This window comes from Mesorhizobium sp. URHB0026, from assembly GCF_054059755.1.
This window is the reverse complement of record NZ_JBSSCN010000001.1, coordinates 2752339-2775977: the sequence shown is the minus strand read 5'-3', so window position 1 is coordinate 2775977 and position 23639 is coordinate 2752339. Positions and strand designations below refer to the sequence as shown.

The window sequence follows — 23639 nt, the reverse complement described above, 5'->3', positions numbered from 1 at the left end:
GCCGGCTCCAGATTGTCGAACTACTCATCACCGGGAACGCCGTAGCTTGGCGCACCGGACGGGTTGAGGGCGCGCGTGACATAAGCATCGAGCTGGGGCTTGTAGATGTCCCACAGCATTGCCAGCTGCTCGATCGGACACCCTTCGGTCCAGTCGCAACGCAGGTCGGCGACGGGCCATGACACATCGCGTACCAGTTTCATGCCGGCGGAGCGGACAGGCCCCGCCTCGCCGCCGGCCTCGAGTGCGGCTCGCATGGTGACGATCAGCCGGTCGCCGAGATCGCCTTCGGAGGCGAGAAAGGCGTCCACCATGGTTTGCGGAACCCTATCGCTGGCAAGCAGGTTGCCGCCGCAGGCGACGTCCTCGCCGCGTGCCTCGCTCCAGATGCCAAGCGCTTTCGGTCCCGAATGGATCGCGCTGCCGCCCGCCTTGTCGACCGCCAGGACCTGCCGGTATTCGCTGAAAGCGGCCGTACGCTTCAGGATCGCGACGGCTTCGGCGGCGGAGGCGCCTCGCGCCATCAGTTCCAGCGCCCGTGGCCCGAGCGTCGGGTCCGTGACATTCTGGCTGGCAACGGCGCCGACGCCTGCCTGTGCATAGGCGCAGCGGGCCGCGACCGCGGGAGATGATGAGGATATCGCTACCCCGAACATACCGGTGCGCCGGCACCGTGCGACGATGGAGAAGGTCATGGCGCTCAGTCCGGAATTACGGCCGTGCCGTCGATTTCGACCAGCCATTCCGGCCGCGCCAGGGCCGACACGACAAGGCCGGTCGAAACCGGATAGACGCCCTTGATGTATTCGCCCATCGTCCGGTAGACGGCTTCGCGATGGCGCACATCAGTCAGGTAAATCACCACCTTCACCAGATGCTCCATGGTGCCGCCGCATTCCTCAATGAGCTGCTTGATGTTCTGCATCACCTTGTGCGTCTGCTCGACCGGATCGTGGCTGGCGATATTCGTGGCGGTATCGAGATCCTGCGGGCACTGCCCGCGCAGATAGATCGTCCGGCCACCCCGTGTGACGACCGCCTGACACAGATCGTTGTCGAGCTTCTGCTCGGGATAGGTGTCCTTCGTATTGAAGGTACGAATTCGGGTATGCTTCATCTTGATCTCCATCAGGTCGGGCTCGCGGCAGCCGTCGGCGGCGGTCAGGCGTCCACGGTTTCGCGCTTAGCGGCGGCGTGATAAGCGAGATATTTGCGCTGCGTCGAAATACGGTCGGCCACGTGCTTGGCATCGTGCCACACGCCCCAGATGAAGCTCGATCCCCTGCGTGACTGCCAGGGCAGTCCCAGGAAATAGATCCCCGGCTCGGTCGAGACGCCGCGCTGGTGCCTTGGCCGGCCCTGCTCGTCAAAGGCATCGACCTTGAGCCAGCTGTAATCGGCGGCAAAGCCTGTCGCCCAGATGATCGAACTTATCCCGGCTTCGGCCAGATCGAGCTCGAGGATCGGATTGGTCACGCAGTCCGGGTCAGGGCCGATCCGGCGGGCAGCGGGTTCTTCGGGAAGGTGGAGACCGTTGCGCGCGACATAGGCGTCGGCCTCGTCCAGCAATGCCATCAGATTGGCATCACCGCGGGCGATGTTTTTGGCAAGATCGGGCGCGAAGGTCATGGCACCGTCCTGGTACGCCCTCGTCATGCCGACGAGCGTAAGCCCCTGCCCCGCCAGACGGCGAAAATCGATCGTTTCTCCGCCCCGCGCGCCGCTCACCGCGATCGTGACATGCTCCGTGCCGGGTCCGGGAGTTTCGAGGTCCCATTTGCCGAGAACGCCCAGCCACCAACAGAAGTCGCGGCCGCGATAGGCGCGCGGCGGGCGGTCGTGCGCGCCGACCGAGAGATGGACGCGTTTGCCAGCACGCTGGAGTTCGTCCGCAATCTGGACGCCCGAGGAGCCCGCGCCGACCACCAGCACCGCGCCTTTCGGCAACTGCGCGGGATTGCGGTAGGCGCTGGAGTGGATTTGCAGGATGCCGGCATCGGCAGGAACGACGGGCGGGATGACCGGGACCTGGAAAGGGCCAGTCGCCGCGACAACGCTGTTGGCCTCGATCATGCCATCGGACGTCTCGACTCGGAATCCGGGCCGGCCGACATTTCTTTGCACGGACCTGACCTCGACGCCGCAGCGGACCGGCGCATTGATCTGCTTTGCGTAAGCGACAAAATAGTCGGCGACCTCTTCCTTGGAGGGGAAGCCATCGGGGCCTGTCACAGGAAATTCCATGCCCGGAAAGCGGTCGTGCCAGGCCGGGCCATTGGCAACCAGGGAGTCCCACCGCTGCGAGCGCCAGCGCTCGGCGATGCGACCGCGTTCGAGAACGAGATGCGGCACCCCGCATTTGCTCAGGTGCTCGCTCATGGCCACCCCAGCCTGGCCGCCACCAACGACAAGCGTGTCTATCGTCTCAACCGACATGCCCAGTCCTTTTCTGACCATCCGACAGCTCCCGCCGCACGTGATGAAACCGATTTCCGGCGGCCGGCAAACGCAGCCCCGGGAGATCCATTTCTCCGTGTTCCGAACAAGCCGTGCGCCATCCGGTCGCCTCCCTATTGGCGCTCACAAGTAGCAGCACGTGCCGGTGGGCGCCCATAACGAATCTCCGAAGTCACGCGTAACCATTTCCGAATTTCTCATGCCGGTGGTCGCATCTACAGTTTCAGCGGCCGGATCCGCAGCGCCGAATGAGCTGGCGGCGAAGCCGGGCACGTGTCGGCACGGAATCGTTGCGGAACAGGAGCAGCCTCGCAGCGGCCCGTTCGGCAATGCCACGAGCCGGCATTCTCGAGGGGCTGGCATGAAGACTGAGAGCTATGACTATATTGTCGTCGGCGCGGGTTCGGCCGGGTGCGTGGTGGCCAATCGGCTGAGCGCCGATCCGGCGGTCAGGGTGTGCCTGGTAGAGGCAGGCGGCAGCGACAACAGCCCGCGGGTAAGGATTCCGGCGGGCATTCTGTCGCTCTATGGCAACCCGAACTACGACTATTGTTTCGTCGGCGTGCCGCAACCCCATCTCAACAACCGCAGCATTCCGGTCAACCGGGGCAAGGCGCTGGGCGGATCGAGTTCGATCAACTCGATGGTCTATATTCGCGGCGCGGCGCAGGACTATGACGAGTGGGCCGGGCTCGGCTGCGCCGGCTGGGCTTACAACGACGTGCTACCAGTGTTCAGGAAGCTGGAGCGCAACCTGATCGCCCAGGACCCGCGCTATCACGGCGCGGACGGCGAGCTCATGGTCGACAATCCGCGCGATCCGAACGTGCTTTCCGCCATGTTCGTCCTGGCCGGCGAACGTGCCGGCCTGCCCGCCAACGAAGACTTCAATGCAGAGAGCCAGTTCGGCGTCGGGATCTACAACGTCACCCAGAACCGGGGCCAGCGCTTCAGCAGCTTCACCGCCTTCATGCGTCCGGTGCTCCATCGCGGGAACCTGACGCTGCTCAGTGCATGCGAGGTGGTCGACCTTGTCATTGCCGAAGGGCGCGCCACCGGCCTGCGGGTGCGTCACGACGGCGAGCAAAAAAATACTCGCGGCCAGCCGCGAGATCGTGCTCTGTGCCGGGGCCATCAACTCGCCCAAGATCCTGATGGCATCCGGCATCGGCCCCGCGGACGAGCTGCGGCAGATCGGCATCACGCCGATTCTCGATCTGCCCGGTGTCGGCAAGAACCTGCAGGACCATGTCGACGGCATGATCACCGTGCGCTCCAGGAGCACCAGGACGCTCGGCCTGTCGTTTGCCAACCTGCCCCGCATCGCGGCAGCGCCTTTCCAGTATTTCGCGCGCCGCAAGGGAATCCTCACGACCAACTATGTCGAGGCCGGCGGCTTTGCGAAGACTCGGCATGCGAACGGCCTGCCCGACATTCAGTTCCACTTCGTGCCGGGCTATCGCAGCCATCGCGGCAGGCTCATCGAATATGGCCACGGCTACGCCATTCACACCTGCGTTCTCAGGCCGAAAAGCGTGGGCGAGATCAGATTGTCACAGGACAGTTCTCGCCGCGACGTTCTCATCGATCACCGCTTCTTCGCGAACGAGGACGACGCCATGGTGCTTGTCGAAGGCATCAAGATCGCGCGCAATATCCTCGCCGCATCCGAGTTCGATGCGGTGCGTGGCAAGGAAATGCTTCCGGGCAAGGATGTCGGTAGCGACGACGACATCCTAGCCTATCTGCGCGCCGAAGCGCTGACCGTCTACCACCCTGTCGGAACCTGCAAGATGGGGACGGACGCGATGGCGGTCGTTGATCCGGCGACGCTGAAAGTGCGAGGCATGGACGGGCTCCGGGTCGCCGATGCGTCAGTCATGCCGAAGCTGATCGGCGGCAACACGAACGCGCCAAGCATGATGATCGGACAGAAGTGCTCGGAGATGATCCTGGGCTCGGCGCGTCGCGGCGAAAGATAACGATCCGCCCAGCCTTTCAACATCGTAGGGAGTTCAGCATTGGCAACGCCGAGCTGCCTACGACCGTTTGTGTTTCCTCGAGATTGCTCTCAAAGATCCTCATCGATCTCGTCATGCAAGAGGCCGAGGATGCGGCGCTTGAGAGCGATGAACTCGGGTTCGAGGATCACATCCATCGAACGCGGCCTTGGGATGTCGACCTTGATCTCGGCCTTGATCTTGCCGGGCCGGGCCGTCATCACCAGGACGCGATCGCCCAGGACCAGTGCCTCGTCTATATCGTGAGTAACGAACAGCACCGTCTTTTGCTGCCGCTCCCAGACGCGCAACAGCAGTTTTTGCATGGTGCCGCGCGTCTGACTGTCGAGGGCGCCGAAGGGTTCGTCCATCAACAGAACGGCCGGATCGTTGGCAAGGGCGCGCGCGATCGCCACACGCTGCTTCATGCCGCCGGAAAGCTGGGCGGGGTAGTGGTCGGCAAAGGGCGCGAGGCCGACTTCGTCGAGATACTGGTCGACGATCTGCTTGCGCCGCCCCGCCGGCAGGCCCTTGCGCTTGGGTCCATACTCGATGTTGGCGCGCACGGTGAGCCAGGGGAACAAAGTGTAGCTCTGGAACACCATGCCTCTGTCGGGGCCCGGTTCGATCACTTCCCTGCCATCGACCTTGATGCTGCCCGAAGTCGCGTCATTGAGGCCGGCCGCAAGGTAGAGCAGGCTCGATTTGCCACATCCCGAAGGGCCGACGATGACGCAGAATTCGTTCTTGGCCACGTTCAGCGACACATCGTCCAACGCCAGCACGCCGTTGGCGTCGCCGTAACGCAATGTCACGTCCTCAACGGCCATCGTCGTGCCGGTCGAGCGCGGATCGCCGGTCGTCGCGGCCGTGCCGGCCAGATCGTTCGCCTTGATGGTCTCGCTCATTGCTACCCTTGATCCGACTGCGGTTTGCGAGCTTGCGTTCAAAATCAGGATGCCCATGGCGCGACCCTGGCCCTGATAACACGGAACGCCGTATCGGTGATAAGGCCCAGAAGCCCGATCGCGGCGATTGCCATGAAGATCACATCGACCTGGAAGCCTCGCATCGCCTTCAGGCTGATATAGCCGAGGCCGCTCGACGCGGCGACGAGTTCGGCCACGACCAGATAGGTCCAGGCCCAGCCGATGGTGACGCGAAGCGTGTCGAGGATGGCTGGAAGCGCGGCCGGGAAAATGACGTGCCACACCGCTTCGCTGCGCTTGGTGCCCAGAGTGTAGGAGGCGTTGACCAGGTCCCTGGAGACGCTGCGCGCACAGTCGGAAATCATCACGAGCTGCTGGAAGAAGGTGCCGAAGAAGATGACCGCTATGCGCTGTTCGATACCGATGCCGATCCAAAGGATGAACAGGGGCACGAAGGAGGTCACAGGCAGGTAGCGGATGAAGTTGACCAAGGGCTCCAGCGGCGCCTGCACCACCCGGTAGGTCCCCATCCACAGCCCCAGCGGCACCGAGATCAGCGAGGAGACGATGAAGCCCAGGATCACCACCTTGGCGCTGGTCAAAGTGTGGTAGAAAAGGCTGCCGTCCAGGGACATGCGATAGGTCGTCTGCAGCACGGTTCCCGGCGTCGGCAGGAACATGTTCGGCACCACGCGGCCATAGGACAGCAGCGCCCAGCCGCCGATCACGACCACCCACATCGCCAGCGCGAGTGTCGTTGCCGTGCTGGCGGGAATGTTGGCGAATGGGGTCGTCAGGCGTGTCCACGCCGTCCGCCTCTGTGCCATGGCATGGCCTCCGTTGATTTTCTGAAGCGCGAAGCTCTGGCCTTTTGGGAAACCGGGTTCGGCCAGGCGGACCGACCCCGGCTATCCCGGAGGCTCACTGTTCCCTGATGAAATCGGTGTCGAGGATGGTTTTCGCGTCGATCGTCATCTTGAGCTTGCCGGCCTTGCCCCAGATGTCCTGCGCGAAATTCACCAGCTCGGACGCCTCGCTCTTTTCCGGCGTGCCGAAGAATTCCAGGTTGCGATCACGATCGTAATAGCGCACGCCCTTGGCGCCGGCGGCGAAATCCTCGGGCTTTTCGAGATAGCCGCCAATGCCCTTGGCCATGATCTCATAGGCCTTTTCCGGATTGGTCTTGATGTATTCAACCGCTTTGTAATAGCCCTTGACGAGGGCCTTTACGTCCTCGGGATGCTTTTCGATCAGATCGCATTTGAGGGCGATCACATCCACGATTAAGCCAGGGGTGGTCGTGGAATCGATCAACACCTTTCCCTTGCCGCCCTTGCGGACTTCGGTAAGGTGCGGCTCCCACGTCACGGCGGCGGGAACCTGGCCGGCGATGAAGGCGGTCGCCGCGTCGTCGGCGGTCATGTTGGTAATGGTAACGTCGTCCTCGGTCATGCCTTCCTTTTTCAGGAGCACGTTGAACCAGAATTCGGAAACGGAGCCCTCGTTCAAGGCCACCTGCTGGCCCTTCAAATCCTTGAGCGACTTGATCTCGGGCTGCGTGACGACGCCATCACCGCCGTGGCTGTCGTCGAGCGCAAGAACGTATTTGAAGCAGAGATCGTCCGAGCGGTACTTCATCAGCTCGTCGACGGTGGAGGCGGCGCCATCGAGATCGCCGCCGGCGACCGCAGCCATGTAAAGCGCTGATTCTTCTATGACCTTCAGGTCGACGTCGACGCCGGCCTCCTTGAAGTAACCAAGGTCGCGGGCAAGAAACAGCGGCCCGTAACCTACCCAGGTCGTCATGCCGAGACGGATGGCGCCCGCATCGGCGGGAGCTGCAAGTCCCAGGCCCAGCAGGCCTGCGCCGACCGCGCCCATCAGGCAGTTTCGAAATGTCTTCATTGCCGTGGTTCCCCTATGGCTGTTGCCGGCATCGGCCTCATTCTCGCGGCCTATGCCGGTTGCGTTTCGGCAGCCGCTCTTGTTTGGGCGTCGCCTCCCAGCGAGCCTTGCGTGTTCTAAGGTTCGCAACAGAGCATCCGGGCCGGATCGCAAAAAGAAGTCTTTTTCTGCCCATTGCTTCGTCGAAACCGAAGCGGCTCGATAGCCGATCGGCGGCCTGGCTCTGGATCCTGGCTGGCCCATTTTCCGCAAGGTCGCCGACCGAAGCGGCCTTGATGGCACGGCGCTGGAAAAGACAAGCGCCTCGTGCGCGAACTCGCTCCTGCGGGGCACAGGAACCGACGAGGGCGGCCGACGTTTTCGCCAGATGAACGAAGCTGCCCGCACGGGATTGGAGAGCCTGCCAAAACGCAGGCCCATCGGACTGGAGCCAAGGTGGAACTGAACGGCGGATGTCTTTGCGGCCGGATTCGCTTCAACGTCACAAGCGAACCGAGAGTGCACTATTGCCATTGCGATATGTGCCGGCGCGCGACCGGCAGTGCATTCGCGGTCCTGGCGTGGGTTCCTACGCCAGACCTGACCTGGATCGACGCCACTCCCTCCTATCGCCGATCTTCACCAATCGCCCAAAGGGGGTTCTGTCCTGCCTGCGGATCGCCGCTCAGCCTTGCCTATGACGTTTCGCCCGGGGAAATAGCGCTGCATGTCGGCACATTCGACGACCCAGCGCGGTTGGAGCCTCGCTACAATTACGGATCAGGGCAGCGGCTAGGCTGGGTCTGCTGCGGCTTGGACTTGCCGCACCGCGAAACCGAGGAACGCTGGTAGCTCTGAAGACAACGCGGATCGCTGGCCGAAAGGGTGGAGATGGATGCGATGAGTATTTTTTATCGGGCGGCCAAGATTGCGGAGCAGGCGCATGCATCGCAGCACGACAAGACAGGAGGACCCTATATCGACCATTGCCGTCGAGTGGTAGACGCCGTCGAAACCATAGACGAGAAAGTTGTCGCCTACCTGCACGACGTCCTGGAAAAAAGCGAAGGCTGGAGCCGGGCCAAGCTCGAGGAGGCGGGCTTTGGACCGACGATCGCCGCTGCGGTCGATGCCATGACACGCAGAGAAGGCGAGGACTATTTCGCATTCGTACGCCGGGCCGCATCGAACCCATTGGCGCTGCCGGTAAAACGGGCGGATCTCACCGACAATATCTGGCAATCACGGCAGATCGGAGCATCCACGGCCAAGTATGAAGAAGCATTGCGCATTCTTGACGACGAGTTCAGCAAGTGAATGCCGGAATACTGGCGGCAATCGCGTCATGGCATCCGACAGGCGCCACTGGTCGATGCCCTGTAGTCGCGCGATGCTAAGATGCATGGGTTACGGAAACCAACTCGTTTGGTAATTTTCGTACCAACGTTTTTTCGTGACACGCTGGATGGGTGGTTTTATGAATCGACGACCGATCCGCGTCCGGCATGCCTTCTGGTGCGCAATGACTGGCCGCCTTCGGATCGCTTCCAAGGTGACGCCCATGCGGGAATTGCCGAAAGACATTGACGCCGATGTGGTGATCGAAATCAGCAGATTGCTGGACGACAGCGCGCTTTTCGCGCCTGTCCGCGTTCATGAACTCACAGCAAGGGTAAGGCAGAAAGTGAAGACGGGGTTGCCGGATCGTTCGATCGAAGAGTTGATCGTGGAAATGGCTTCCTTGCGTCGATTGGCCATGGCCTTTGAACTGCCCGGATCGGAAAATGTGGTCCAAATTCCACAGCGGCTCCCACGCTGACCCGCATCAAGGTCACGCGCTGCACCCGGCGGTCAGAAAAAGCGATGCCTCGAACACCTGGGCGCCCGCCTCATTGCGCACCTTGCCGGTATCTTGACCAGTTCGCGATCCAGCAGTTCATCGCGAGCGACTTCCTGCGAAATGCGAATGGCTTCCGCCCTCGCCTGTTCTCGCGATTCAAACGGCTGGCCATCGTCGTCGGGTACGAGGCCGTCACCGTTATAGAGATAGAAATGACACCGTTTCATTTTCGGGGCAGCCTTGGACACCTGTAGCGTGCTAATACCTGGCGACACTGGTGGTTCCCGCTCCGGCGCTTGCGCCAGAATACGCGCAGGCTGCCGATGATAGGGTCCGCCATCTTCCGAAGGCCTAAGGTCCGGCTGCTATCCTTGCGTCCAGGACATCTGGCGATCGGCGTTTCAACCCCGATCGCCTCGAGGCTATGATGTTAGAGTCTCTCTATCTGCAACTCGGCCAACACGACACTTTGTCGGACGTCGAGAAGGTCTTGTTGGCCGAAACGGTTGTTTTCGGACGCGAGTTCGAAAAGGGGCAAGATGTGGTCAAAGCGGGGTCCCGGCCAACCTATAGCACCATGCTGCTGGATGGCCTGGCGGCACGCTACAAGGTGCTCGAGGGCGGCGGTCGGCAGTTCACGTCCTTGCAGGTGCCCGGCGACTTCGTCGATCTCCACGCCTTTTTGCTCAAGACCATGGATCACGGCATCATCGCGCTGTCGCCTTGCCGGGTGATGTACGCGGATCACAACAAGCTGAAAGCTATTACGGAACAGGCCCCTCATCTGACCCGGCTGTTGTGGCTCGATACGCTGGTCGATGGCGCCATACATCGCGAATGGATCGTGGCAATGGGCCGCCGCTCTAGGACCTCGCATCTGGCCCATCTCATCTGCGAACTGTTCGTACGCCTGCAGGCGGTGAAACGCACCAACGGAATGAGCTTCCACCTACCGCTGTCACAGACTGAAATGGCCGACGTGCTTGGGTTGTCGGTCGTGCACATGAACCGGGTGATCGGCGGCTTGAAAAAGATCAAGGTAGTTAACTGGACGAACCATATGGTCACCATTCTGGACTGGGACCAGCTTGCCAGGCTTGCCGAGTTCGATCCTACCTATCTGAGCATCAACAACGAACCGAGATGAGCAGCCTTAAACTCAGTTACGAGGCGGATTGCTCCACCAACTCAAGCGGCCCGGGTTACGAGCGGGCCTTGTCCTTCCCTACGGGTGGATAGCGCCTGATTTGGCGGCAAGCCGGTCCAGCAGCTTGCGCGCTTCATCGATACGCGCGCCGCATGTCTTCAATATCCGAGCGAAGATCGGCAATCTGTGCCGCCGCCCTCCGTTGATATAGGCGCGCACTTTCATTGAGGAAGTGGTCAGGTTCCCACGGGTCCATCGCTATCAGATCCGTTGCGCACCAGTTCGAACGTCACCTTTACCGTAACGAGGGGTTTGCTAGCACCAGCTCGGACATGCAAGCCAACTTCTCGGAAATTGCCGTCAGGCATCTGGTCCTTTACTATTTCGAGCAACGCCTTTGCCGCCTCATCCTCAGCTGCCTCCAAGCTCGGAAGCTCGGTTCCTTCAGTGTCCGGGAAGGAGGTTCCATTGTCGACTAGATCAAAATAATAGCGCGCCATCATTGCCGAACAAGGCGGCGCGACCTTTGTTCCCCTCGACCTAGCCGTATCGCGCGTGCCGGTTAACGCATACTTTTGAATCTTCAGTAGAGGTTACGCCGCCGGTAACAGCGTGAGGGTCAACTGGCCAGCGTCTCACGTACCGGCTTCCTGCGTATACAATCCGATAGCTACCGAGATGCGGTCACGCGCCAGACCGTGTTTCCGACATCGTCCGCAATCAACAGCGCGCCCGCCTTGTCGACAGCAACGCCCACGGGTCGCCCATGTGCCTTGTTGTCACTGTCCAGGAAACCGGTGATGACGTCCTGAGGCTTGCCGTTGGGATGACCTCCATTGAACGGTATGAAAACGACCTTATAGCCGTTGAAGCGCTTACGGTTCCAACTGCCATGTTCGCCGACAAAGGCGCCATTGCGATAGGATTCGGGCAGATTCGTGCCGGTGTAAAATGCCAGGCCCAGGGGCGCGACATGGGAGCTCAGTGCATAGTCCGGAGCGATCGCCTTGGCGACCAGGTCCGGCCGCTGCGGCATCACCCGCGGATCGACATGCTGGCCATAGTAGCTGTAGGGCCAGCCATAAAACGCGCCGTCCTTGACCGAAGTCATGTAGTCGGGAACCAGATTGGGGCCGAGTTCGTCGCGCTCGTTGATGACGGCCCACAGCGCTCCGCTCTGCGGCTCCCAACTCAAACCGTTGGGATTGCGCAGCCCGCTTGCGAAAATGCGCGAACGGCCTGTCGCCCTGTCGACCTCCCAGATCGCGGCGCGATCCTTTTCCGCCTGGATGCCGTTCTCGGTGATGTTGCTGTTGGAGCCGACGCCGACATAAAGCAGCGATCCGTCCGGACTGGCGACGAGAGACTTGGTCCAATGATGATCGATCGGGCCGCCGGGCAGAGGCGTCAGCACGGTGCCTGGCGCGGTGATCTTGGTATCGCCGGATATGTAGGGATAACGCACGATCGCATCCGTGTTGGCGACGTAGAGATCGCTGCCGACCAGAGCCACGCCGAAGGGCGAATTGAGATGATCGAGGAATACATCCTGCACGTCGGGCACGCCGTCGCCATTCGAATCACGCAACAGCGTGATACGGTTGCTTCCCTCGGTACCGCCGCCCGACGTCGCCATGGACTCGATCCAGCCCATGATCAGGTCCTTCGGACGCTTGATCGCGGCGCCGGGCGGCGCCACGGACTCGACCACGAGAATGTCACCGTTCGGCAAGGTGTAGAGCGAGCGTGGATGCTTCAATCCCTTGGCGAATGCCTGGATCTGCAAACCCTTCGCGACCGTTGGTTTCTCGTCCTGTTTCCAGCCGACGACCGAAGCGACATGCATGGGCGGGACAAGATATTGCGCTGGTTCAGGCAGTGTCGGACTTGGGCCGACCTGGCCGCTCGGGTCTGGGTCGTCGTTGCTGCAGGCTGGCAATGCCAAAAGCGATCCGCACAACAGACCGAACCCAAGGGCACGCCGGACGTGAGTGTTCGAAACCTGCAGGGCGTTCATTCGACCACCTCCACGCGAGTGCGGCCGGTGCTCCATCCCAACAACCACACGAGAACCAAGACGATCACGGCCGCCGCGGAGAGGATGAGCCCTGTCGGCACGACCGACGTCCACGCGTCACGGCTGTGCACCAGCGCGTTGAAGAACGACAGCACAAGCACCACCAGGCTGCCGAGCAGATAGGCTCCGTGCGTACGGAGAATTCGACGGGTGAAGAGATCGAAAAGCGCCGCAAGCACCGCAAGAGCGCCCATCACGAGGCCGGCGAACAGCAGCCATGCGGAAAAATCGGCCCACATCATCTCCGCGGTTCGCCAATAGGTGAGGTCAGTCAGCAGCGCACCGATGAAACAAGCATTGGCGACCGCCATCGGTGTCCGATGGATCGGGCGGCCGACGACCACCGGTATCGATCGCGAATTGACCATGGACCTTCTCGCCCCTGCTCCGGATGGCATCTGGGCTTCAAACAAACCTGGAGTTGAGATGTTCCGGGAACAGTTTGCGTTCAAGGACTTGTGATTGCCCTGACCAAGGGCGATCGCCGTCGGCGGTGAATGGCGCGAAGCGCGCCGGCATCGTCAGCGCGAGATTAAATTCGTACGTTTCTTACCAAACCTTGGCCCTTTATTGTCAGTCATTGGCAGAGGACTAGATTGACCAGGCGGCATCCCCAAATCATGCCGCAGTGGCCGATGCGGGCTTAGGCAATGTGCCGTCACTGGCATTGTCGCGTCGGCCACTCCCGCAATGCATGCAATACCCGCCCTGCAATGCCGACATGATGGCGGTCAGGTGGGCGGACGGTCCTGCCTCGAAGGGTTCTTTGAACCGAGGTCCCCGACCAGCCGACGGTATTGCAGTTCGGGAGGGCCGTAAGATTCTCGTGCCAGCGCCACGAGACCTTTCCGATCCCGGATGGTAATTTCGCCGCGGCGGGCACGGATGTAGCCATGGCTTTCTATTGTCTGAAGCCCCACGGTAACTCCGGGGCGCCTGACGCCCAGCATGACGGAAAGGAATTCGTGGGTTATCATAATCCTGTCGCCGACGGTCCGGTCACTGCACATCAGAAGCCATCTCGCCAGCCGGACCTCCAGGCTGTGTCGTGCGTTGATCGATGCCGTGTAGCTCGTCTGGACGTGGAGATACTGGACGTAGCGCAACAGGAACGGCCGCAAGGTCGGGCTCTCTTCCAAGGCTTCGACAAACGGCGAGGCGCTCATCCGTATCGCTTCGCTCGTCGACTGGATGTAACAATCGAAGCTTGCCAGGTCGTCGCCCATGATCAGCGCCGAACCGGTCATGCCTTCGAAGCCGATTATTCCCACCTCTGATTCCGCCGTTCCCGAAGTCTTGGCGACGACCGATGCGATGCCACTCTCCAGGAAATAGACAGCTTCGATCTTTTTGCCTTCGATCTCCAACGGCGAGCGCAATTCCAGAAAAACACTTTCGAGATGAGGCCGCAGCCGCTCGAAATCGGCCGCGCTCATTCGGCGCAACAACTCGCTCTTGGCCTGCAGAATCTTGTGATCCACGAGACGCTCTCCACTTGGGCAAGAGCGCTGGGATCTCTCGGCCGGCCGCGCCCCTCGAACGAGCGGACGATGGCAAAACATAAACCGTCCCACCCGGCCAGCACTAGGCAGGCGGCCGCGTCGGTATGAAACCGACAGTAGCTGCTGTGGACAAACCGCAGGTTTTGTCGGCTATCCATCCTTGGCGAGAAGACGAGCTTCCCTGAGGATCGAGGAGCGGTCGAACCCCACCAGCAACACTATGTCTCGTATCTGCTGTTCCGTAGCGCCCGATTCTCGGGCAAGTGTACGCACGGCTTCGGCCGCTAGACCGGGGCGCTCGGGGTCTTTCGCCATGACATCCTAGCCTCACGCTGGGGCAGGAGTGCGATGGTCGCTCCCAAGCGTCAACGCCCGTATCGTGCTGCTGACGACCTCTTTGTGTACGCCTTCGTACCGAACTTGGCGAATCAATTCGCAATCTGGCGGTCGATTGGTTCAAGGCCAGACAAGCAATCGAGCGCGCAAAGCGCATGAATGAGCGGGGCAAACGACGCCGCGTCCTGATCGTGAACGGATCGCCGCGCAGCGAGCACACCTGCCCCGGCGAGATGTCCAAATCCTATCGTTTGGTCGAAATCGCCCGGAAGATTTTCAACGCCGGCGGCGCGGAAATCGAGATCCTGGATTTGTCCCGGCTGGCCGCCGAATACGGCCGCAAAATCTACCCCTGCAAGGCCTGCTTCTCCACTGCTGCCGCGCTTTGTCACTGGCCCTGTTCCTGCTATCCAAATCATTCGCTCGGCCAGACGCAGGACTGGATGAACGATATCTATCCGATGTGGGTTGCTGCCCATGCGGTGATGATCATAACGCCTGTCCACTGGTATCAGGCCACCTCGCCGCTGAAGCTGATGATGGACCGTCTGGTATGCGCCGATGGCGGCAATCCCGATCCTAGTTCCACGCACGGCAAGGAGGCGCGGGAGGCGAAGGCGCTGGAACTCGAGGGATGGGACTATCCCCGGCACCTTGCCGGCCGGCTCTTTTCGGTAATCGTGCATGGCGATACCGAGGGAGCCGAAAACGTCCGGCGCTCTTTATCGGATTGGCTGAAATCGATCGAAATGGTCCCGGCGGGGCCGAAGGCCGAACTCGACCGTTACACCGGTTATTGGAAGCCGTACGCGACCAGCCACGACGACCTCGACGATGACAAGGACCTGCAGGAGGAAGTCCGAAACGCGGCGCGTACGCTTCTGGCCGCGGCGGTCGCTCGGAAGGAGGGCACTTTCGTCACCGCTGGACAGTCGCTGACCGACCCTCGGCAAAAATGATGTTCGACGGCTTTGCCCTGGAGATCGTCAAGCTTGCGGATGCGATGTTGCGCGTGCGCCATGGTGGGGCTGGCCCGCCACTGTTGCTCCTGCATGGGCACCCGCGAACCCACACCACATGGCATCGCGTCGCGCCGATACTGGCAAGACGTCACACCGTCATTTGCCCGGACCTGCCGGGTTTTGGGCAATCATCCGTCCCGGCCGATGCCTGGGAAAGCGCGGGATCTTCAAAGCGGCAAAGGCCGGCATTTGCGTGGCTCTCATGCACAGGCTTGGTTTTGATCGTTTCGCCGTCGCCGGGCATGACCGTGGCGCCCTTACCGCATTCAGGATGGCGATGGATCATCCCGCCAGTATTTCGCACCTTGTCGAAATCGATGGCATCCCGGTCCTCGAGCATCTGGAGCGTTGTGACAGCCGCTTTGCGACAGAGTGGTGGCATTGGTTCTTCTTTGCCCAGCCAGACAAGCCCGAGCGCGCCATCAATGTCGATCCGCAGGCGTGGTATGGCGGATCGGCCGAAGCGATGGGCAAAGAAAACTTCGAGGACTACCAGACGGCGATCAACAGTCCGCACGTCGTGCATGGGATGCTCGAGGACTACCGGGCCGCCCTAACGATCGATCGGCGGCACGATGCGGAGGATCGCGCCCAAGGGCTACGGGTCGAATGTCCAACGCTTGTCCTGTGGTCGCTGCGCGACGATCTTGAACGGCTCTATGGTGATGTGCTGGCGATCTGGCGCCCGTGGGCCCGGCACCTGCAAGGCCAAGGCATCGACAGCGGTCACCATGTCGCCGAAGAAGCACCGGACCTGTTGGCGAAGGCCATCCTGGACTTCCTTGCTTGACGGCCCACTGGTTTTGATCTGGCGAAGATGGGACGGGCAGCACAATGGTCGGGCCACGTGCTGCCGGATGACACGCAGCGTTCGTTCCCCGGGAACAAATCTTCCTTTGGAAAATTGTGACGCCGAGGAGAATATCGGAAGCTCCGGGCCGGAAATATCGCGTTGCGACGGAGTTCTCAGCGAGCAGGTATATTGAGAACATTTTGTGACCGAGTGGGGCTCCATGCGGTTCGACAAGGCCGGCTAGACGGCCCCAGGAGTGATCGCGCCAAGGCAAAAATGTCGCCGCTTGCCGGGACAGGGGGGCCGGCATTGAACGCGCCAAATAGGCTTGGGCCAGGGAGGTGTAAGATCGATCCCAATCTGTGGTTCGCCTTTCTCGGCACCGTGATCCTGTTGCAGATGCCACCCGGCCCCGACAGCATGCTGGTCATGGCACGTGGCATCGGGCAAGGCCGTGGCGTGGCGTTGTTCACGGTCGTGGGAATGACATTGGGCGCAGGCACGGTGCAACTGCCGCTGATCGCCCTGGGTGTCTCCTCGCTCCTGCGTGCATCGCCATTGGCATTCGACGCGCTTCGTTGGGCTGGGGCAGCCTATCTGGTCTGGTTGGGTATAAGTTTGCTCTCGGGCACGAAAAGCGATCTGGATGTCGAGTGCGTCAAGCGCGTCGGTCCGCTCGCAGCGATGCGGGAAGGTATGATAGCCAACCTCATCAATCCCTGGCCCATGACCTTCATGATCGCGTTCCTGCCTCAGTTCGTCGATCCGAACCGTGGCTCTGTCTGGTTCCAGATGCTGATGCTCGGCGCGACCCAGAAATTGACTGGCGTCTTGGTCCTGGGAACCTATGCGGTTGCTTCTGGTGTGCTCGGCGAATGGGTCATGCGTCGACCCCGCGTGAGACTTTGGCAACAACGGATAGCGGGCTGCTTCATTGTCGGCCTTGGCATTCGAATGGCCGTGGGCGGCGGGGCCGGCAAGTGAAGCGAAAGTCTCCTTCGCAGATCCAACGATGACAAGATCGAAGCAGGTTTCAGACTGGGCATGTTCAGCGAGCGGCGCAGCACGGAAGCCGGATCTCCTGATCGAGTTGGTTGAAACCGGCGGGGATGCCAAGGCAGAAGCGGGCGCTGCTCTCTATCGCTACAATGTGGCCAAGTCCGGCGTCGCGGATCGAATGCCGATCGGCGCCATAGTGCGCGACGCCTCGGGAAAGGTCGTTGGGGGTCTGTGGGGCAGGACTGAGCTTGGACTGTTGTTCCTGGACATGTTTTTCGTGACTGAGGATGTTCGAGGAAAGTCGTATGGCAGCCGGCTTCTGTCAGCCGTGGAAACAGAGGCAAGAAAGCGTGGCTGCGCGCGCGCCGTGGTCGAGACCAGCAGCTTCCAGGCACCTGGCTTCTATGTTCGCCACGGATACGAGGAATTTGGCAGGGTTGAATTTGGCATTCCGGGCACCGCGCGCATCTTCCTGCGAAAAGAGCTCTGAAGACTAGATCGACATCCCTTTCGCGAGTTGCCTGCGCCGCCGCCAGTCGCATGAGGATGACGGCGGCTCCAGCATCCTCGGCTAGGATTTTTGTTCCGATGGGAGAGAGACCCGTTCCCGTACGGACTGCTCCGTCGTGTCGGCCGCGGACTTGACGATTTCACCAATCTGGTCGGCCACCGTGCCTGCTTGTGTGTCCTGCCGTCCAGCTTCCTGCTTGATCGTCTCATAGGCGTCCGCGGCAACCTGCTTGGCCTGGTCGAGGCCTTGCTCGAGCATGGTCTCCGAGGTGTTGCGAAGCTTCTCGCCATAGGCCCCCAGTTGCTCATCCTCCACTGCGGTATGGGGCAACATGGCGCCTATCGCGGCGCCGATGGCGAGACCGACCGCCGCGACCGCGAGGGGCTGATCGTTCAACAGCTCCTGTGCCGAGCGACTGGCTTTTGCAGCCATGTCGCCAGCCGTCGATCCTGCGCTGGCGGCGTTGCTCGTCAATCCTTCGGCGGCGCCGCTCGCTGCGCCCGTTATGGCCGCGCCCAAGCTACTTGCAGCTGACGAGAGCGATTCAGCGGTTCCGGAGAGCGTGCTGCCCAAGCCGCCGCCCTCCGCCTCGTCACGCCCGCTGGGCGGAGTAGGCGCCGTATAGCCGGCCCGGCGACGACTGCCGTTCGACGGACCGCTGCCCAGCATCAGCCAAGCCAGACCTGCGCCCACCATGGTCACGGGCAAGGGATTGTCCCTGACCTGCGTTCTCAGATTGTTGAGCATTGCCGAACTCTCTCCTCCGGAGAAGATGCCGGTGAATTCATCCAGCAATTGTCCCGGGGACATCTTGCCTCGAATGGATTCGGCGGTCTCCACCACCCTGGCGCGCGCGGCCTCCGCCTCGCGTTCGAGTTCGGCTGCGGATTTCTCGGTCATCTCACTTGTTCCTTGATCACAGTCGCGTCGCGCCTGAGCTGTTCTTGGGTTCGGTCGGGAGTAAGTTCGGAAGGCGCCATGCTTGCCATGCCGGTGCGCAGCAGAATGACGCCAAGAATTGCCACCACAACGCCGACCAACAGGGAGGACCACCCGGCCCCCAGCCCTGCCCGCGTCAATGCGATGACCAGGGCCTGAAGCAGCACGAGCAGAGCCGCGACCAGGCAGATGGCCCCGCCCAGCACCTCGGCGGCGCCAGCTCCCGTCTTGGTAAACTTTTCAGAGAGCTCCGCCCGCAGAAGCCTGGCTTCGGTTTGCACCAGCGTGGTGACGTTTTGGGCCAAGTCGGTCACCAGGGTCGCGAGGCTGGGATTGTCTTGAGTGTTCATCTGTCTTGCTCCCCATACGGCGTGGCCAGATCGTCAACGCCGCCGCCGAATCCTTGCACACCGTCGGCTGACCAGCCGGCAGCTTCGCCGGTCTGCGAGTTAACACCACCCGAGGCACTTCGAGATGCTTCGGGGCTTCTCGATGGGGAAGCCTTGATGAATCGACCCAGCGCCAATCCGGCCAATACGGACCCGGCAAGCAGGACACCGGGGTTTTGCCGGCCGAAGGACTGCACATCCTCAAGCACCTGGCCAAACGGCTTTTCTTTCAACGAGGAGGAAAGCCGCTCCAGCCCGCCGGCGGCGTCCAGGGCAAATTTCGACGCGGTCCTTTCATCATTGTTGGCCAGATGCTCGCTGGCAGCGCGCAGCGCGCCGCCCAACGCCGTCAAGCTCGATCCGATGTCGCGCTGCGTCTCCTCCGCCTTGTCCGAAATAACCTGCGTGGCTTCTGTCGCGTAGTCGCCAGCCTTGCGGGCCAGTCCGTCGCGAGCATCGTGAAGCAACTCGCTCGCGCGCTGTTTTTCCCGGCCGAGCCTGTCGGAAACGTCGCTTGTCGCCTTGTCGAAATCAGTGGGTTTACGGCCCTGGCCGTCATTGCGTTGCATGGGTCACCTAGTGAAAACCGAGGAAGGAAAGGATCGCGAGCACGACAACGACGAGGCCGATAAGATAGATGACACCGTTCATGGGCACGTTCCTCCTTGGCAGCCCAACTTCATAGAACCTGCGATGTTCCGTCGGCGAAGAGCTTTTTGCGATCCAAGAGCAATGCAGGAAGAACCGGTCGGGAGCGCCGCCAGTCCGTCATCGAGACGAGCTACCTCGGTCGAGAGTTGCTTCCAAGTCGATTCCACTGAGTCACCGCCGAAGTGCGCTTGAGAGAAATCGCTGGACCAGGATAGGGTCCACCGTTCCCACCCGAATGGCAGGACGGCAATGACCCGCAATCCTATCGAGACACTATCCAGTCGTGCGCGGCGCTGGGCAGTCGGTTTGACCGAGCAGAAGAGCGTCACCGGCACGGACGGCGAGGCTGCCTTCGGCCCTTGGTTGGCGGCGGAACTCCGAAAGGAGACGGCATTTCAGAACGCGGAGGTCTGGACGATCGAGGTCGGACCTCAGGACGGCCGTCACTGCGTGGCGATGCTCCTGCGCGGCACTGGTCGCCCGACCGTGCTCTTGACCGGTCACTACGACACCGTCGGGACAAGCGATTACGGACAGTTGGAGCCTCTGGCCACTCGGCCCGACGCGCTGACAAAGGCGTTGCACGGTTCCCTCGTCGCCGCGAACGCTCCAGCCGCCATCCTGGCGCACCATGATTTCGCGGGCGGCGAATTCCTTGCCGGACGCGGCCTTCTCGACATGAAGGCGGGCCTTGCAGCGGGGCTGGCCGTATGCGCCGAATTTGCCGAAAGCGCAAAGCCGGCTGGAAATCTGCTTTTCATCGCCGTGCCGGACGAGGAGAACAATTCCGCCGGCGCCCGCAAGGCGGCACAAATGCTGCCTGGACTCTGTAAAGAGCGCGACCTCGATTTGCTCGCGGTGATCAATCTCGATGCGATCGCGGATGATGGCGACGGCAGCAAGGGTCGCGTCATCGCTCTGGGAACCGTCGGCAAGCTGCTTCCAGCCGCCTGCGTGGTTGGTGTTCCCACACATAGCGGCTTTCCCTTGAATGGCCTCAATGCCGGCGCTATCGCCGCGGCAATCGCCACGCGGATCGAATGGGCGCCCGAGCTCACCGACATGTGCGGCACCGGACCCGGCACCCCGCCCAGCCTGCTCGGGATTCGGGACGGAAAGACCGGATATGATGTCACGACACCGCGGACCGCCAATGCCACCTTCAATGTGCTGAGTTATCGCCGAGCGCCCAGTGAGGTGCTCGACCGGTTCGACAGCCTATGCGCCGAAGCGGCCTCGCTTCTTTTGCAGGAGCTCCGGCGCCGCGTCTCTGCTCAGCACGAAACAGGTCTGCTTGAGGTGGTGCAATCTATTCCCGTCCATCGGTATGAGACTCTGCTGGCGCGTCTCGAAGAACCGGAGCGGCTGCGGCTCGAAGCTGTTTCTGCTTCGATCGCCGCCGGCGAACAGCCCCTGCCCGAGAAGTGCCGATTGATAACCGAGCAGGCTTGGGAACTCAGCCGCTTGGCCGGGCCAGCCATCCTGACGGGCTTCGGATCGATACCCTATCTGCCGACGAACCTTTCCGCGCAGCCGGCAGCCGCCAGGCTGCGAGCCGCTGCCGTCGAGGTGGCCGACGAGGCAGGGGCTCGCCATGGCAGCGTGGTCACGTGCGCGGACTATTTCGCCGGGATTTCGGACATGAGCTTCTTTGGCGAAGCGGCCGAATCCTCCCTCGACGTCGTCGCCCGCAACACGCCAGCCTGGAAAGACAGCGTGCGCTGGCCTCTCACGCGAGCCCTGGCCAACATGCCGACGATCAACATCGGTCCGTGGGGACGCGATTATCACACGCCGCTGGAGCGATTGCATGTCGGCTATGCGTTCGACGTCCTGCCGCAGCTCATTCGCGATGTCTGCGCCAGGCTCCTTCGGCCCGACGCGTCCTGACAGGCACGAACGGCACAAGCGGATGCGGCCGCATTTGGCCGCCGCCTTCTGCCTGTGACGATGACTATTCGGCTGCCTTCCTGTCGAACATCTGCTCACTCTGCGCACCAGAGCTTGGCCGTGGCGGCGAGAGCATTGGCTCCTCGCCCATCGGTGCACCGGGCAACAGGGAGAACTCGCCCTTGCCGTCCATCGACGGGCCTTCGCTCCAGCGTCCCTGCGCCGGTGCGACACCTTCGACGAAACAGTTGATGAACGCATAGGATACGTCTTGATGCTCTTTCTCCCGCGGGAAGGAATTGGGCACCGGCAGAGACGCGGTCAGGCCGCCCATGTCCTCGATCGCCGCCAGCCACTGCTGCTGATGCATGGTGTCGCGCGCGATGAGGAATGACAGCATGTCCTTCATTCCGGCATCGTTGGTCATGTTGTAGAGGCGGGTCGCAAGCACGCGCCCGCTTCCTTCCGCGGTGACGTTGGCGACCATATCGGCGGCAAGATTGCCGCTGGCATAAACATGCGAAGCATTGAAGGGAACACCGTTGGAGTTTTCCGGCAGGGCGGCGAGCCCAGTCGACAAGATATGGCGGAAATTCATCCCGTTGAGGACAGAGCCTCCGACCGCATCGGATGACACGTCCTCCTGCAGTGAAAGCGGTGCCCCTTCGAGATTGAGCGCGACCGCGGTCGCCAGCATCTCGATATGGGCGAGCTCCTCGGTGGCTGTGTTCAACAGCAGGTCGCGGTACTTGGCCGGTCCACGGCACCCCCAGGCTTGAAAGAAATACTGCAAGGCGACACGAATTTCGCCTTCCACTCCGCCTATGGCCTGCTGTAAGGCGCGAGCAAAGATTGGGTTCGGCGTCTCGACTTGAACGGGGAACTGCAATTTCTTGTCGGTGTAATACATGGCTGACTCTCCGTTTGAAGTCAGTCGAACCTCAGCCCGGAAGCATTGTTCCGCCCGAGCAGGCGTTTAATTTGGGAAGAACTGGCAGCGGATCGTCTAGGGTCAGCGGAAACTCAATTGCACGACGAAGACGACCGGTCGAACACGGTCGTGCGTGCCGGCAGGCAGGCAGGGATCATGCAACCTTGGAAAACAGAGCCACGTCACATCGGGCCAAGCCGTAGCGCCACCGGTGGTCGGTCGCGGCAACCCGGCTTTGGTAAAACAGTGAAAGCTGGCTGCCTTCGATCATCACCGTTGAATGACCGTTCTCGCCCGGCTGGCCTGGCTCGAGCACCGGCCCTATCGACACGTAAGGTCCGGCAACCTCGTCAGCGATGGCGAAAAACACGCGCTGACGATTCCCACGAAGGCCATTTGGAAGAAAACAAGTGGCGTTCAGGAGCACTCGGCCATCCGGCAACTCGACCAGTTGGGCACCTTCTATGCCCCATTCATAGTCGGGATCCTCTCTCGTATTGTGATGAGGGACATCAGCGTGATCGAGGATCTTGCCGATCCGCTTCCACGGACCGAACCACGAATCGGACTGGCTGCGAGCGAGATAGATGTCGGGCTGCGGCACTCTGTTGAATTTCGGCATGGCAGAGTAAACGAGATAGCGCTTGCCCCCAATGACCGCCGGGTGCGGATCGTAAATGCCATCCTCCTCCGTGTCGGGGATGGCGAGAATGGCCGGGCTGAGAACCACCCAATGGAAGCCGTCGTTGGAAACCGCATGCTCGCAGCGGCCACCGGATTTCATGAACTCGGTCTGGATGAACATATGGAAGACGCCACTTTCGTGGATGACGCCCGGAGCCGCGACCCCCGTCCCGTTGATGGGAAGCTCGATCGCCTCGTGCTCGATCCAAGGCCCATAGAGGTCGGGCGCCGTCGCGTGCAGGATTCTCCACGTCTCGGTCGTCACCGTCCCGCTAGAACCGAAGACATGCCACAGCCTGCCATCGAAGACGGGGCATGGGTCCTTGAGGTCATCCACGCTTTGCGGATGGAACAGCGGAAACACGTTGGTGTCGAAATCGATCTTCATCTTAGCCCCGGAATTTGCCCTTGCCCCGGACGCGCCCAATGCCGCGGGCGAATCAAGTTGATGTCCGGGATATTTTATAGCCAGCAAGTGCAACGCAAATACGGCAAAGGCGGTTCTCCACCAGCAAACCTCGTCGGGGGCAGTTCGATGACCCGCCATTTGAGACAGCCAGTCTGCCTCCGCGCGGCCGGCGCTTTGCATTCGTCCAATCCGAAGCGGCGACCGAGCTCTCGTTTCACCTTGGAACAACTCACCTACCCGAAAGTTAGG

Annotated in this window: 25 protein-coding genes and 3 pseudogenes; 11 read left to right on the top strand and 17 right to left on the bottom strand. The window is 61.5% G+C overall.

The genetic code is table 11. The features are described 5' to 3' along the window. Positions 1–20 precede the first annotated feature (20 nt). The 3 genes from ACVWWD_RS13600 to ACVWWD_RS13590 are packed head-to-tail and all read right to left on the bottom strand — an operon-like array spanning position 21 to position 2436. Positions 21–695, bottom strand: a complete 675-nt coding sequence (locus tag ACVWWD_RS13600; RefSeq protein ID WP_352547333.1) for a DUF1028 domain-containing protein — start codon at positions 693–695, stop codon at positions 21–23. A 5-nt stretch (positions 696–700) separates the two neighbouring features. Then, a complete protein-coding gene (locus ACVWWD_RS13595) occupies positions 701–1117 on the bottom strand; it encodes a RidA family protein (RefSeq protein WP_023782460.1) in 417 nt (138 codons plus the stop codon). 44 nt (positions 1118–1161) lie between these two features. Then, on the bottom strand, positions 1162–2436 hold the full coding sequence (locus tag ACVWWD_RS13590; RefSeq protein WP_352547414.1) for a flavin-containing monooxygenase: 1275 nt from the start codon (positions 2434–2436) through the stop codon (positions 1162–1164). 220 nt (positions 2437–2656) lie between these two features. Between ACVWWD_RS13590 and ACVWWD_RS13585 the strand changes: the two are divergent. Together ACVWWD_RS13585 and ACVWWD_RS13580 are read left to right on the top strand one after the other, a co-directional pair. Further along, positions 2657–3650 (top strand): annotated as a pseudogene (locus ACVWWD_RS13585) (GMC family oxidoreductase); the annotation flags it as partial. 66 nt (positions 3651–3716) lie between these two features. Continuing rightward, positions 3717–4439 (top strand): GMC family oxidoreductase, encoded by a 723-nt coding sequence (locus ACVWWD_RS13580; protein ID WP_457103625.1) that lies wholly within the window; start codon positions 3717–3719, stop codon positions 4437–4439. An 89-nt stretch (positions 4440–4528) separates the two neighbouring features. On the opposite strand, the gene ACVWWD_RS13575 is transcribed toward ACVWWD_RS13580, so the two are convergent. The 3 genes from ACVWWD_RS13575 to ACVWWD_RS13565 form a co-directional block, all read right to left on the bottom strand. Continuing rightward, a complete protein-coding gene (locus tag ACVWWD_RS13575; RefSeq protein ID WP_352547416.1) occupies positions 4529–5287 on the bottom strand; it encodes an ABC transporter ATP-binding protein in 759 nt (252 codons plus the stop codon). Positions 5288–5409: 122 nt separating this feature from the next. After that, positions 5410–6213: an ABC transporter permease gene (locus ACVWWD_RS13570; RefSeq protein ID WP_352547336.1), complete on the bottom strand. Its 804-nt coding sequence runs from the start codon at positions 6211–6213 to the stop codon at positions 5410–5412. Between the two features lie 94 nt (positions 6214–6307). Continuing rightward, positions 6308–7291 carry an ABC transporter substrate-binding protein gene (locus ACVWWD_RS13565; protein ID WP_023782464.1) on the bottom strand — a complete coding sequence of 328 codons (984 nt, stop codon included), beginning with the start codon at positions 7289–7291 and terminating at the stop codon, positions 6308–6310. A 306-nt stretch (positions 7292–7597) separates the two neighbouring features. Here ACVWWD_RS13565 and ACVWWD_RS13560 point away from each other — a divergent pair, with 306 nt between their 5' ends. From ACVWWD_RS13560 to ACVWWD_RS13550, 3 genes are all read left to right on the top strand, one after another. Beyond that, positions 7598–8122, top strand: a complete 525-nt coding sequence (locus ACVWWD_RS13560) for a GFA family protein (protein WP_457103121.1) — start codon at positions 7598–7600, stop codon at positions 8120–8122. 48 nt (positions 8123–8170) lie between these two features. Then, positions 8171–8587, top strand: coding sequence for an HD domain-containing protein (locus ACVWWD_RS13555; protein ID WP_023771398.1), 417 nt, complete (start codon positions 8171–8173; stop codon positions 8585–8587). A 244-nt stretch (positions 8588–8831) separates the two neighbouring features. Further along, complete coding sequence (locus ACVWWD_RS13550; protein WP_023771399.1) at positions 8832–9089, top strand: hypothetical protein; 258 nt, start codon at positions 8832–8834, stop codon at positions 9087–9089. Between the two features lie 32 nt (positions 9090–9121). Here ACVWWD_RS13550 and ACVWWD_RS13545 read toward each other — a convergent pair whose 3' ends face one another. Further along, entirely contained in the window at positions 9122–9337 is a 216-nt protein-coding gene (locus ACVWWD_RS13545) for a DUF6894 family protein (protein WP_435053992.1), read from the bottom strand. Between the two features lie 200 nt (positions 9338–9537). On the opposite strand from ACVWWD_RS13545, the gene ACVWWD_RS13540 reads away from it, so the two are divergent. Beyond that, complete coding sequence (locus ACVWWD_RS13540) at positions 9538–10257, top strand: Crp/Fnr family transcriptional regulator (RefSeq protein WP_023771400.1); 720 nt, start codon at positions 9538–9540, stop codon at positions 10255–10257. Positions 10258–10493: 236 nt separating this feature from the next. On the opposite strand, the gene ACVWWD_RS13535 is transcribed toward ACVWWD_RS13540, so the two are convergent. From ACVWWD_RS13535 to ACVWWD_RS13515, 5 genes are all read right to left on the bottom strand, one after another. Next, complete coding sequence (locus ACVWWD_RS13535; protein ID WP_023782466.1) at positions 10494–10757, bottom strand: DUF6894 family protein; 264 nt, start codon at positions 10755–10757, stop codon at positions 10494–10496. Positions 10758–10927: 170 nt separating this feature from the next. Further along, the gene (locus ACVWWD_RS13530; protein WP_352547338.1) at positions 10928–12274 is read right to left on the bottom strand and encodes a PQQ-dependent sugar dehydrogenase; all 1347 of its coding nucleotides are present in this window, start codon (positions 12272–12274) and stop codon (positions 10928–10930) included. Then, positions 12271–12702 (bottom strand): DUF2231 domain-containing protein, encoded by a 432-nt coding sequence (locus ACVWWD_RS13525; protein WP_352547340.1) that lies wholly within the window; start codon positions 12700–12702, stop codon positions 12271–12273. Before ACVWWD_RS13525 ends, ACVWWD_RS13530 begins: the two co-directional genes overlap by 4 nt. Positions 12703–13065: 363 nt before the next feature. Next, the gene (locus ACVWWD_RS13520; RefSeq protein WP_023771405.1) at positions 13066–13815 is read right to left on the bottom strand and encodes a Crp/Fnr family transcriptional regulator; all 750 of its coding nucleotides are present in this window, start codon (positions 13813–13815) and stop codon (positions 13066–13068) included. Between the two features lie 171 nt (positions 13816–13986). Further along, on the bottom strand, positions 13987–14151 hold the full coding sequence (locus ACVWWD_RS13515) for a hypothetical protein (protein ID WP_023771406.1): 165 nt from the start codon (positions 14149–14151) through the stop codon (positions 13987–13989). 125 nt (positions 14152–14276) lie between these two features. Between ACVWWD_RS13515 and ACVWWD_RS13510 the strand changes: the two are divergent. The 4 genes and pseudogenes from ACVWWD_RS13510 to ACVWWD_RS13495 all read left to right on the top strand — a co-directional run. Then, positions 14277–15131: pseudogene (locus ACVWWD_RS13510) on the top strand (flavodoxin family protein); the annotation flags it as partial. Further along, positions 15131–15984: pseudogene (locus ACVWWD_RS13505) on the top strand (alpha/beta fold hydrolase). The pseudogenes ACVWWD_RS13510 and ACVWWD_RS13505, both read left to right, overlap by 1 nt. Positions 15985–16263: 279 nt before the next feature. Then, on the top strand, positions 16264–16971 hold the full coding sequence (locus tag ACVWWD_RS13500; protein ID WP_352547344.1) for a LysE family translocator: 708 nt from the start codon (positions 16264–16266) through the stop codon (positions 16969–16971). 28 nt (positions 16972–16999) lie between these two features. Next, positions 17000–17476 carry a GNAT family N-acetyltransferase gene (locus ACVWWD_RS13495; RefSeq protein ID WP_352547346.1) on the top strand — a complete coding sequence of 159 codons (477 nt, stop codon included), beginning with the start codon at positions 17000–17002 and terminating at the stop codon, positions 17474–17476. Positions 17477–17557: 81 nt separating this feature from the next. Here the strand turns inward: ACVWWD_RS13495 and ACVWWD_RS13490 are convergent, their stop codons facing one another. Genes ACVWWD_RS13490 through ACVWWD_RS13480 form a run of 3 tightly spaced genes read right to left on the bottom strand, consistent with a single transcriptional unit; the run spans position 17558 to position 19394 of the window. Continuing rightward, entirely contained in the window at positions 17558–18397 is an 840-nt protein-coding gene (locus ACVWWD_RS13490; RefSeq protein WP_352547348.1) for a hypothetical protein, read from the bottom strand. Then, a complete protein-coding gene (locus tag ACVWWD_RS13485; protein ID WP_352547350.1) occupies positions 18394–18786 on the bottom strand; it encodes a phage holin family protein in 393 nt (130 codons plus the stop codon). The genes ACVWWD_RS13490 and ACVWWD_RS13485 overlap by 4 nt, the downstream gene beginning before the upstream one ends. Further along, a complete protein-coding gene (locus ACVWWD_RS13480; protein WP_352547352.1) occupies positions 18783–19394 on the bottom strand; it encodes a hypothetical protein in 612 nt (203 codons plus the stop codon). Before ACVWWD_RS13480 ends, ACVWWD_RS13485 begins: the two co-directional genes overlap by 4 nt. Positions 19395–19725: 331 nt before the next feature. Here ACVWWD_RS13480 and ACVWWD_RS13475 point away from each other — a divergent pair, with 331 nt between their 5' ends. Further along, positions 19726–21366 carry a M20/M25/M40 family metallo-hydrolase gene (locus tag ACVWWD_RS13475; protein WP_352547354.1) on the top strand — a complete coding sequence of 547 codons (1641 nt, stop codon included), beginning with the start codon at positions 19726–19728 and terminating at the stop codon, positions 21364–21366. Positions 21367–21430: 64 nt separating this feature from the next. On the opposite strand, the gene ACVWWD_RS13470 is transcribed toward ACVWWD_RS13475, so the two are convergent. Together ACVWWD_RS13470 and ACVWWD_RS13465 are read right to left on the bottom strand one after the other, a co-directional pair. Further along, complete coding sequence (locus tag ACVWWD_RS13470; RefSeq protein WP_023771415.1) at positions 21431–22276, bottom strand: manganese catalase family protein; 846 nt, start codon at positions 22274–22276, stop codon at positions 21431–21433. Positions 22277–22451: 175 nt separating this feature from the next. Further along, positions 22452–23369, bottom strand: a complete 918-nt coding sequence (locus tag ACVWWD_RS13465; protein ID WP_023771416.1) for a glycoside hydrolase family protein — start codon at positions 23367–23369, stop codon at positions 22452–22454. Positions 23370–23639 lie beyond the last annotated feature (270 nt).

What these genes read in the sequence shown, in the direction of transcription:
- ACVWWD_RS13600 (WP_352547333.1), bottom strand. Translation starts at nt 695, where the DNA reads ATGACCTTCTCCATCGTCGCACGGTGCCGGCGCACCGGTATGTTCGGG.
- ACVWWD_RS13595 (WP_023782460.1), bottom strand. Translation starts at nt 1,117, where the DNA reads ATGAAGCATACCCGAATTCGTACCTTCAATACGAAGGACACCTATCCC.
- ACVWWD_RS13590 (WP_352547414.1), bottom strand. Translation starts at nt 2,436, where the DNA reads ATGTCGGTTGAGACGATAGACACGCTTGTCGTTGGTGGCGGCCAGGCT.
- ACVWWD_RS13580 (WP_457103625.1), top strand. Translation starts at nt 3,717, where the DNA reads ATGATCACCGTGCGCTCCAGGAGCACCAGGACGCTCGGCCTGTCGTTT.
- ACVWWD_RS13575 (WP_352547416.1), bottom strand. Translation starts at nt 5,287, where the DNA reads ATGGCCGTTGAGGACGTGACATTGCGTTACGGCGACGCCAACGGCGTG.
- ACVWWD_RS13570 (WP_352547336.1), bottom strand. Translation starts at nt 6,213, where the DNA reads ATGGCACAGAGGCGGACGGCGTGGACACGCCTGACGACCCCATTCGCC.
- ACVWWD_RS13565 (WP_023782464.1), bottom strand. Translation starts at nt 7,291, where the DNA reads ATGAAGACATTTCGAAACTGCCTGATGGGCGCGGTCGGCGCAGGCCTG.
- ACVWWD_RS13555 (WP_023771398.1), top strand. Translation starts at nt 8,171, where the DNA reads ATGAGTATTTTTTATCGGGCGGCCAAGATTGCGGAGCAGGCGCATGCA.
- ACVWWD_RS13550 (WP_023771399.1), top strand. Translation starts at nt 8,832, where the DNA reads ATGCGGGAATTGCCGAAAGACATTGACGCCGATGTGGTGATCGAAATC.
- ACVWWD_RS13545 (WP_435053992.1), bottom strand. Translation starts at nt 9,337, where the DNA reads ATGAAACGGTGTCATTTCTATCTCTATAACGGTGACGGCCTCGTACCC.
- ACVWWD_RS13540 (WP_023771400.1), top strand. Translation starts at nt 9,538, where the DNA reads ATGTTAGAGTCTCTCTATCTGCAACTCGGCCAACACGACACTTTGTCG.
- ACVWWD_RS13535 (WP_023782466.1), bottom strand. Translation starts at nt 10,757, where the DNA reads ATGGCGCGCTATTATTTTGATCTAGTCGACAATGGAACCTCCTTCCCG.
- ACVWWD_RS13530 (WP_352547338.1), bottom strand. Translation starts at nt 12,274, where the DNA reads ATGAACGCCCTGCAGGTTTCGAACACTCACGTCCGGCGTGCCCTTGGG.
- ACVWWD_RS13525 (WP_352547340.1), bottom strand. Translation starts at nt 12,702, where the DNA reads ATGGTCAATTCGCGATCGATACCGGTGGTCGTCGGCCGCCCGATCCAT.
- ACVWWD_RS13515 (WP_023771406.1), bottom strand. Translation starts at nt 14,151, where the DNA reads ATGGCGAAAGACCCCGAGCGCCCCGGTCTAGCGGCCGAAGCCGTGCGT.
- ACVWWD_RS13500 (WP_352547344.1), top strand. Translation starts at nt 16,264, where the DNA reads ATGTCGCCGCTTGCCGGGACAGGGGGGCCGGCATTGAACGCGCCAAAT.
- ACVWWD_RS13495 (WP_352547346.1), top strand. Translation starts at nt 17,000, where the DNA reads ATGACAAGATCGAAGCAGGTTTCAGACTGGGCATGTTCAGCGAGCGGC.
- ACVWWD_RS13490 (WP_352547348.1), bottom strand. Translation starts at nt 18,397, where the DNA reads ATGACCGAGAAATCCGCAGCCGAACTCGAACGCGAGGCGGAGGCCGCG.
- ACVWWD_RS13485 (WP_352547350.1), bottom strand. Translation starts at nt 18,786, where the DNA reads ATGAACACTCAAGACAATCCCAGCCTCGCGACCCTGGTGACCGACTTG.
- ACVWWD_RS13480 (WP_352547352.1), bottom strand. Translation starts at nt 19,394, where the DNA reads ATGCAACGCAATGACGGCCAGGGCCGTAAACCCACTGATTTCGACAAG.
- ACVWWD_RS13475 (WP_352547354.1), top strand. Translation starts at nt 19,726, where the DNA reads ATGACCCGCAATCCTATCGAGACACTATCCAGTCGTGCGCGGCGCTGG.
- ACVWWD_RS13470 (WP_023771415.1), bottom strand. Translation starts at nt 22,276, where the DNA reads ATGTATTACACCGACAAGAAATTGCAGTTCCCCGTTCAAGTCGAGACG.
- ACVWWD_RS13465 (WP_023771416.1), bottom strand. Translation starts at nt 23,369, where the DNA reads ATGAAGATCGATTTCGACACCAACGTGTTTCCGCTGTTCCATCCGCAA.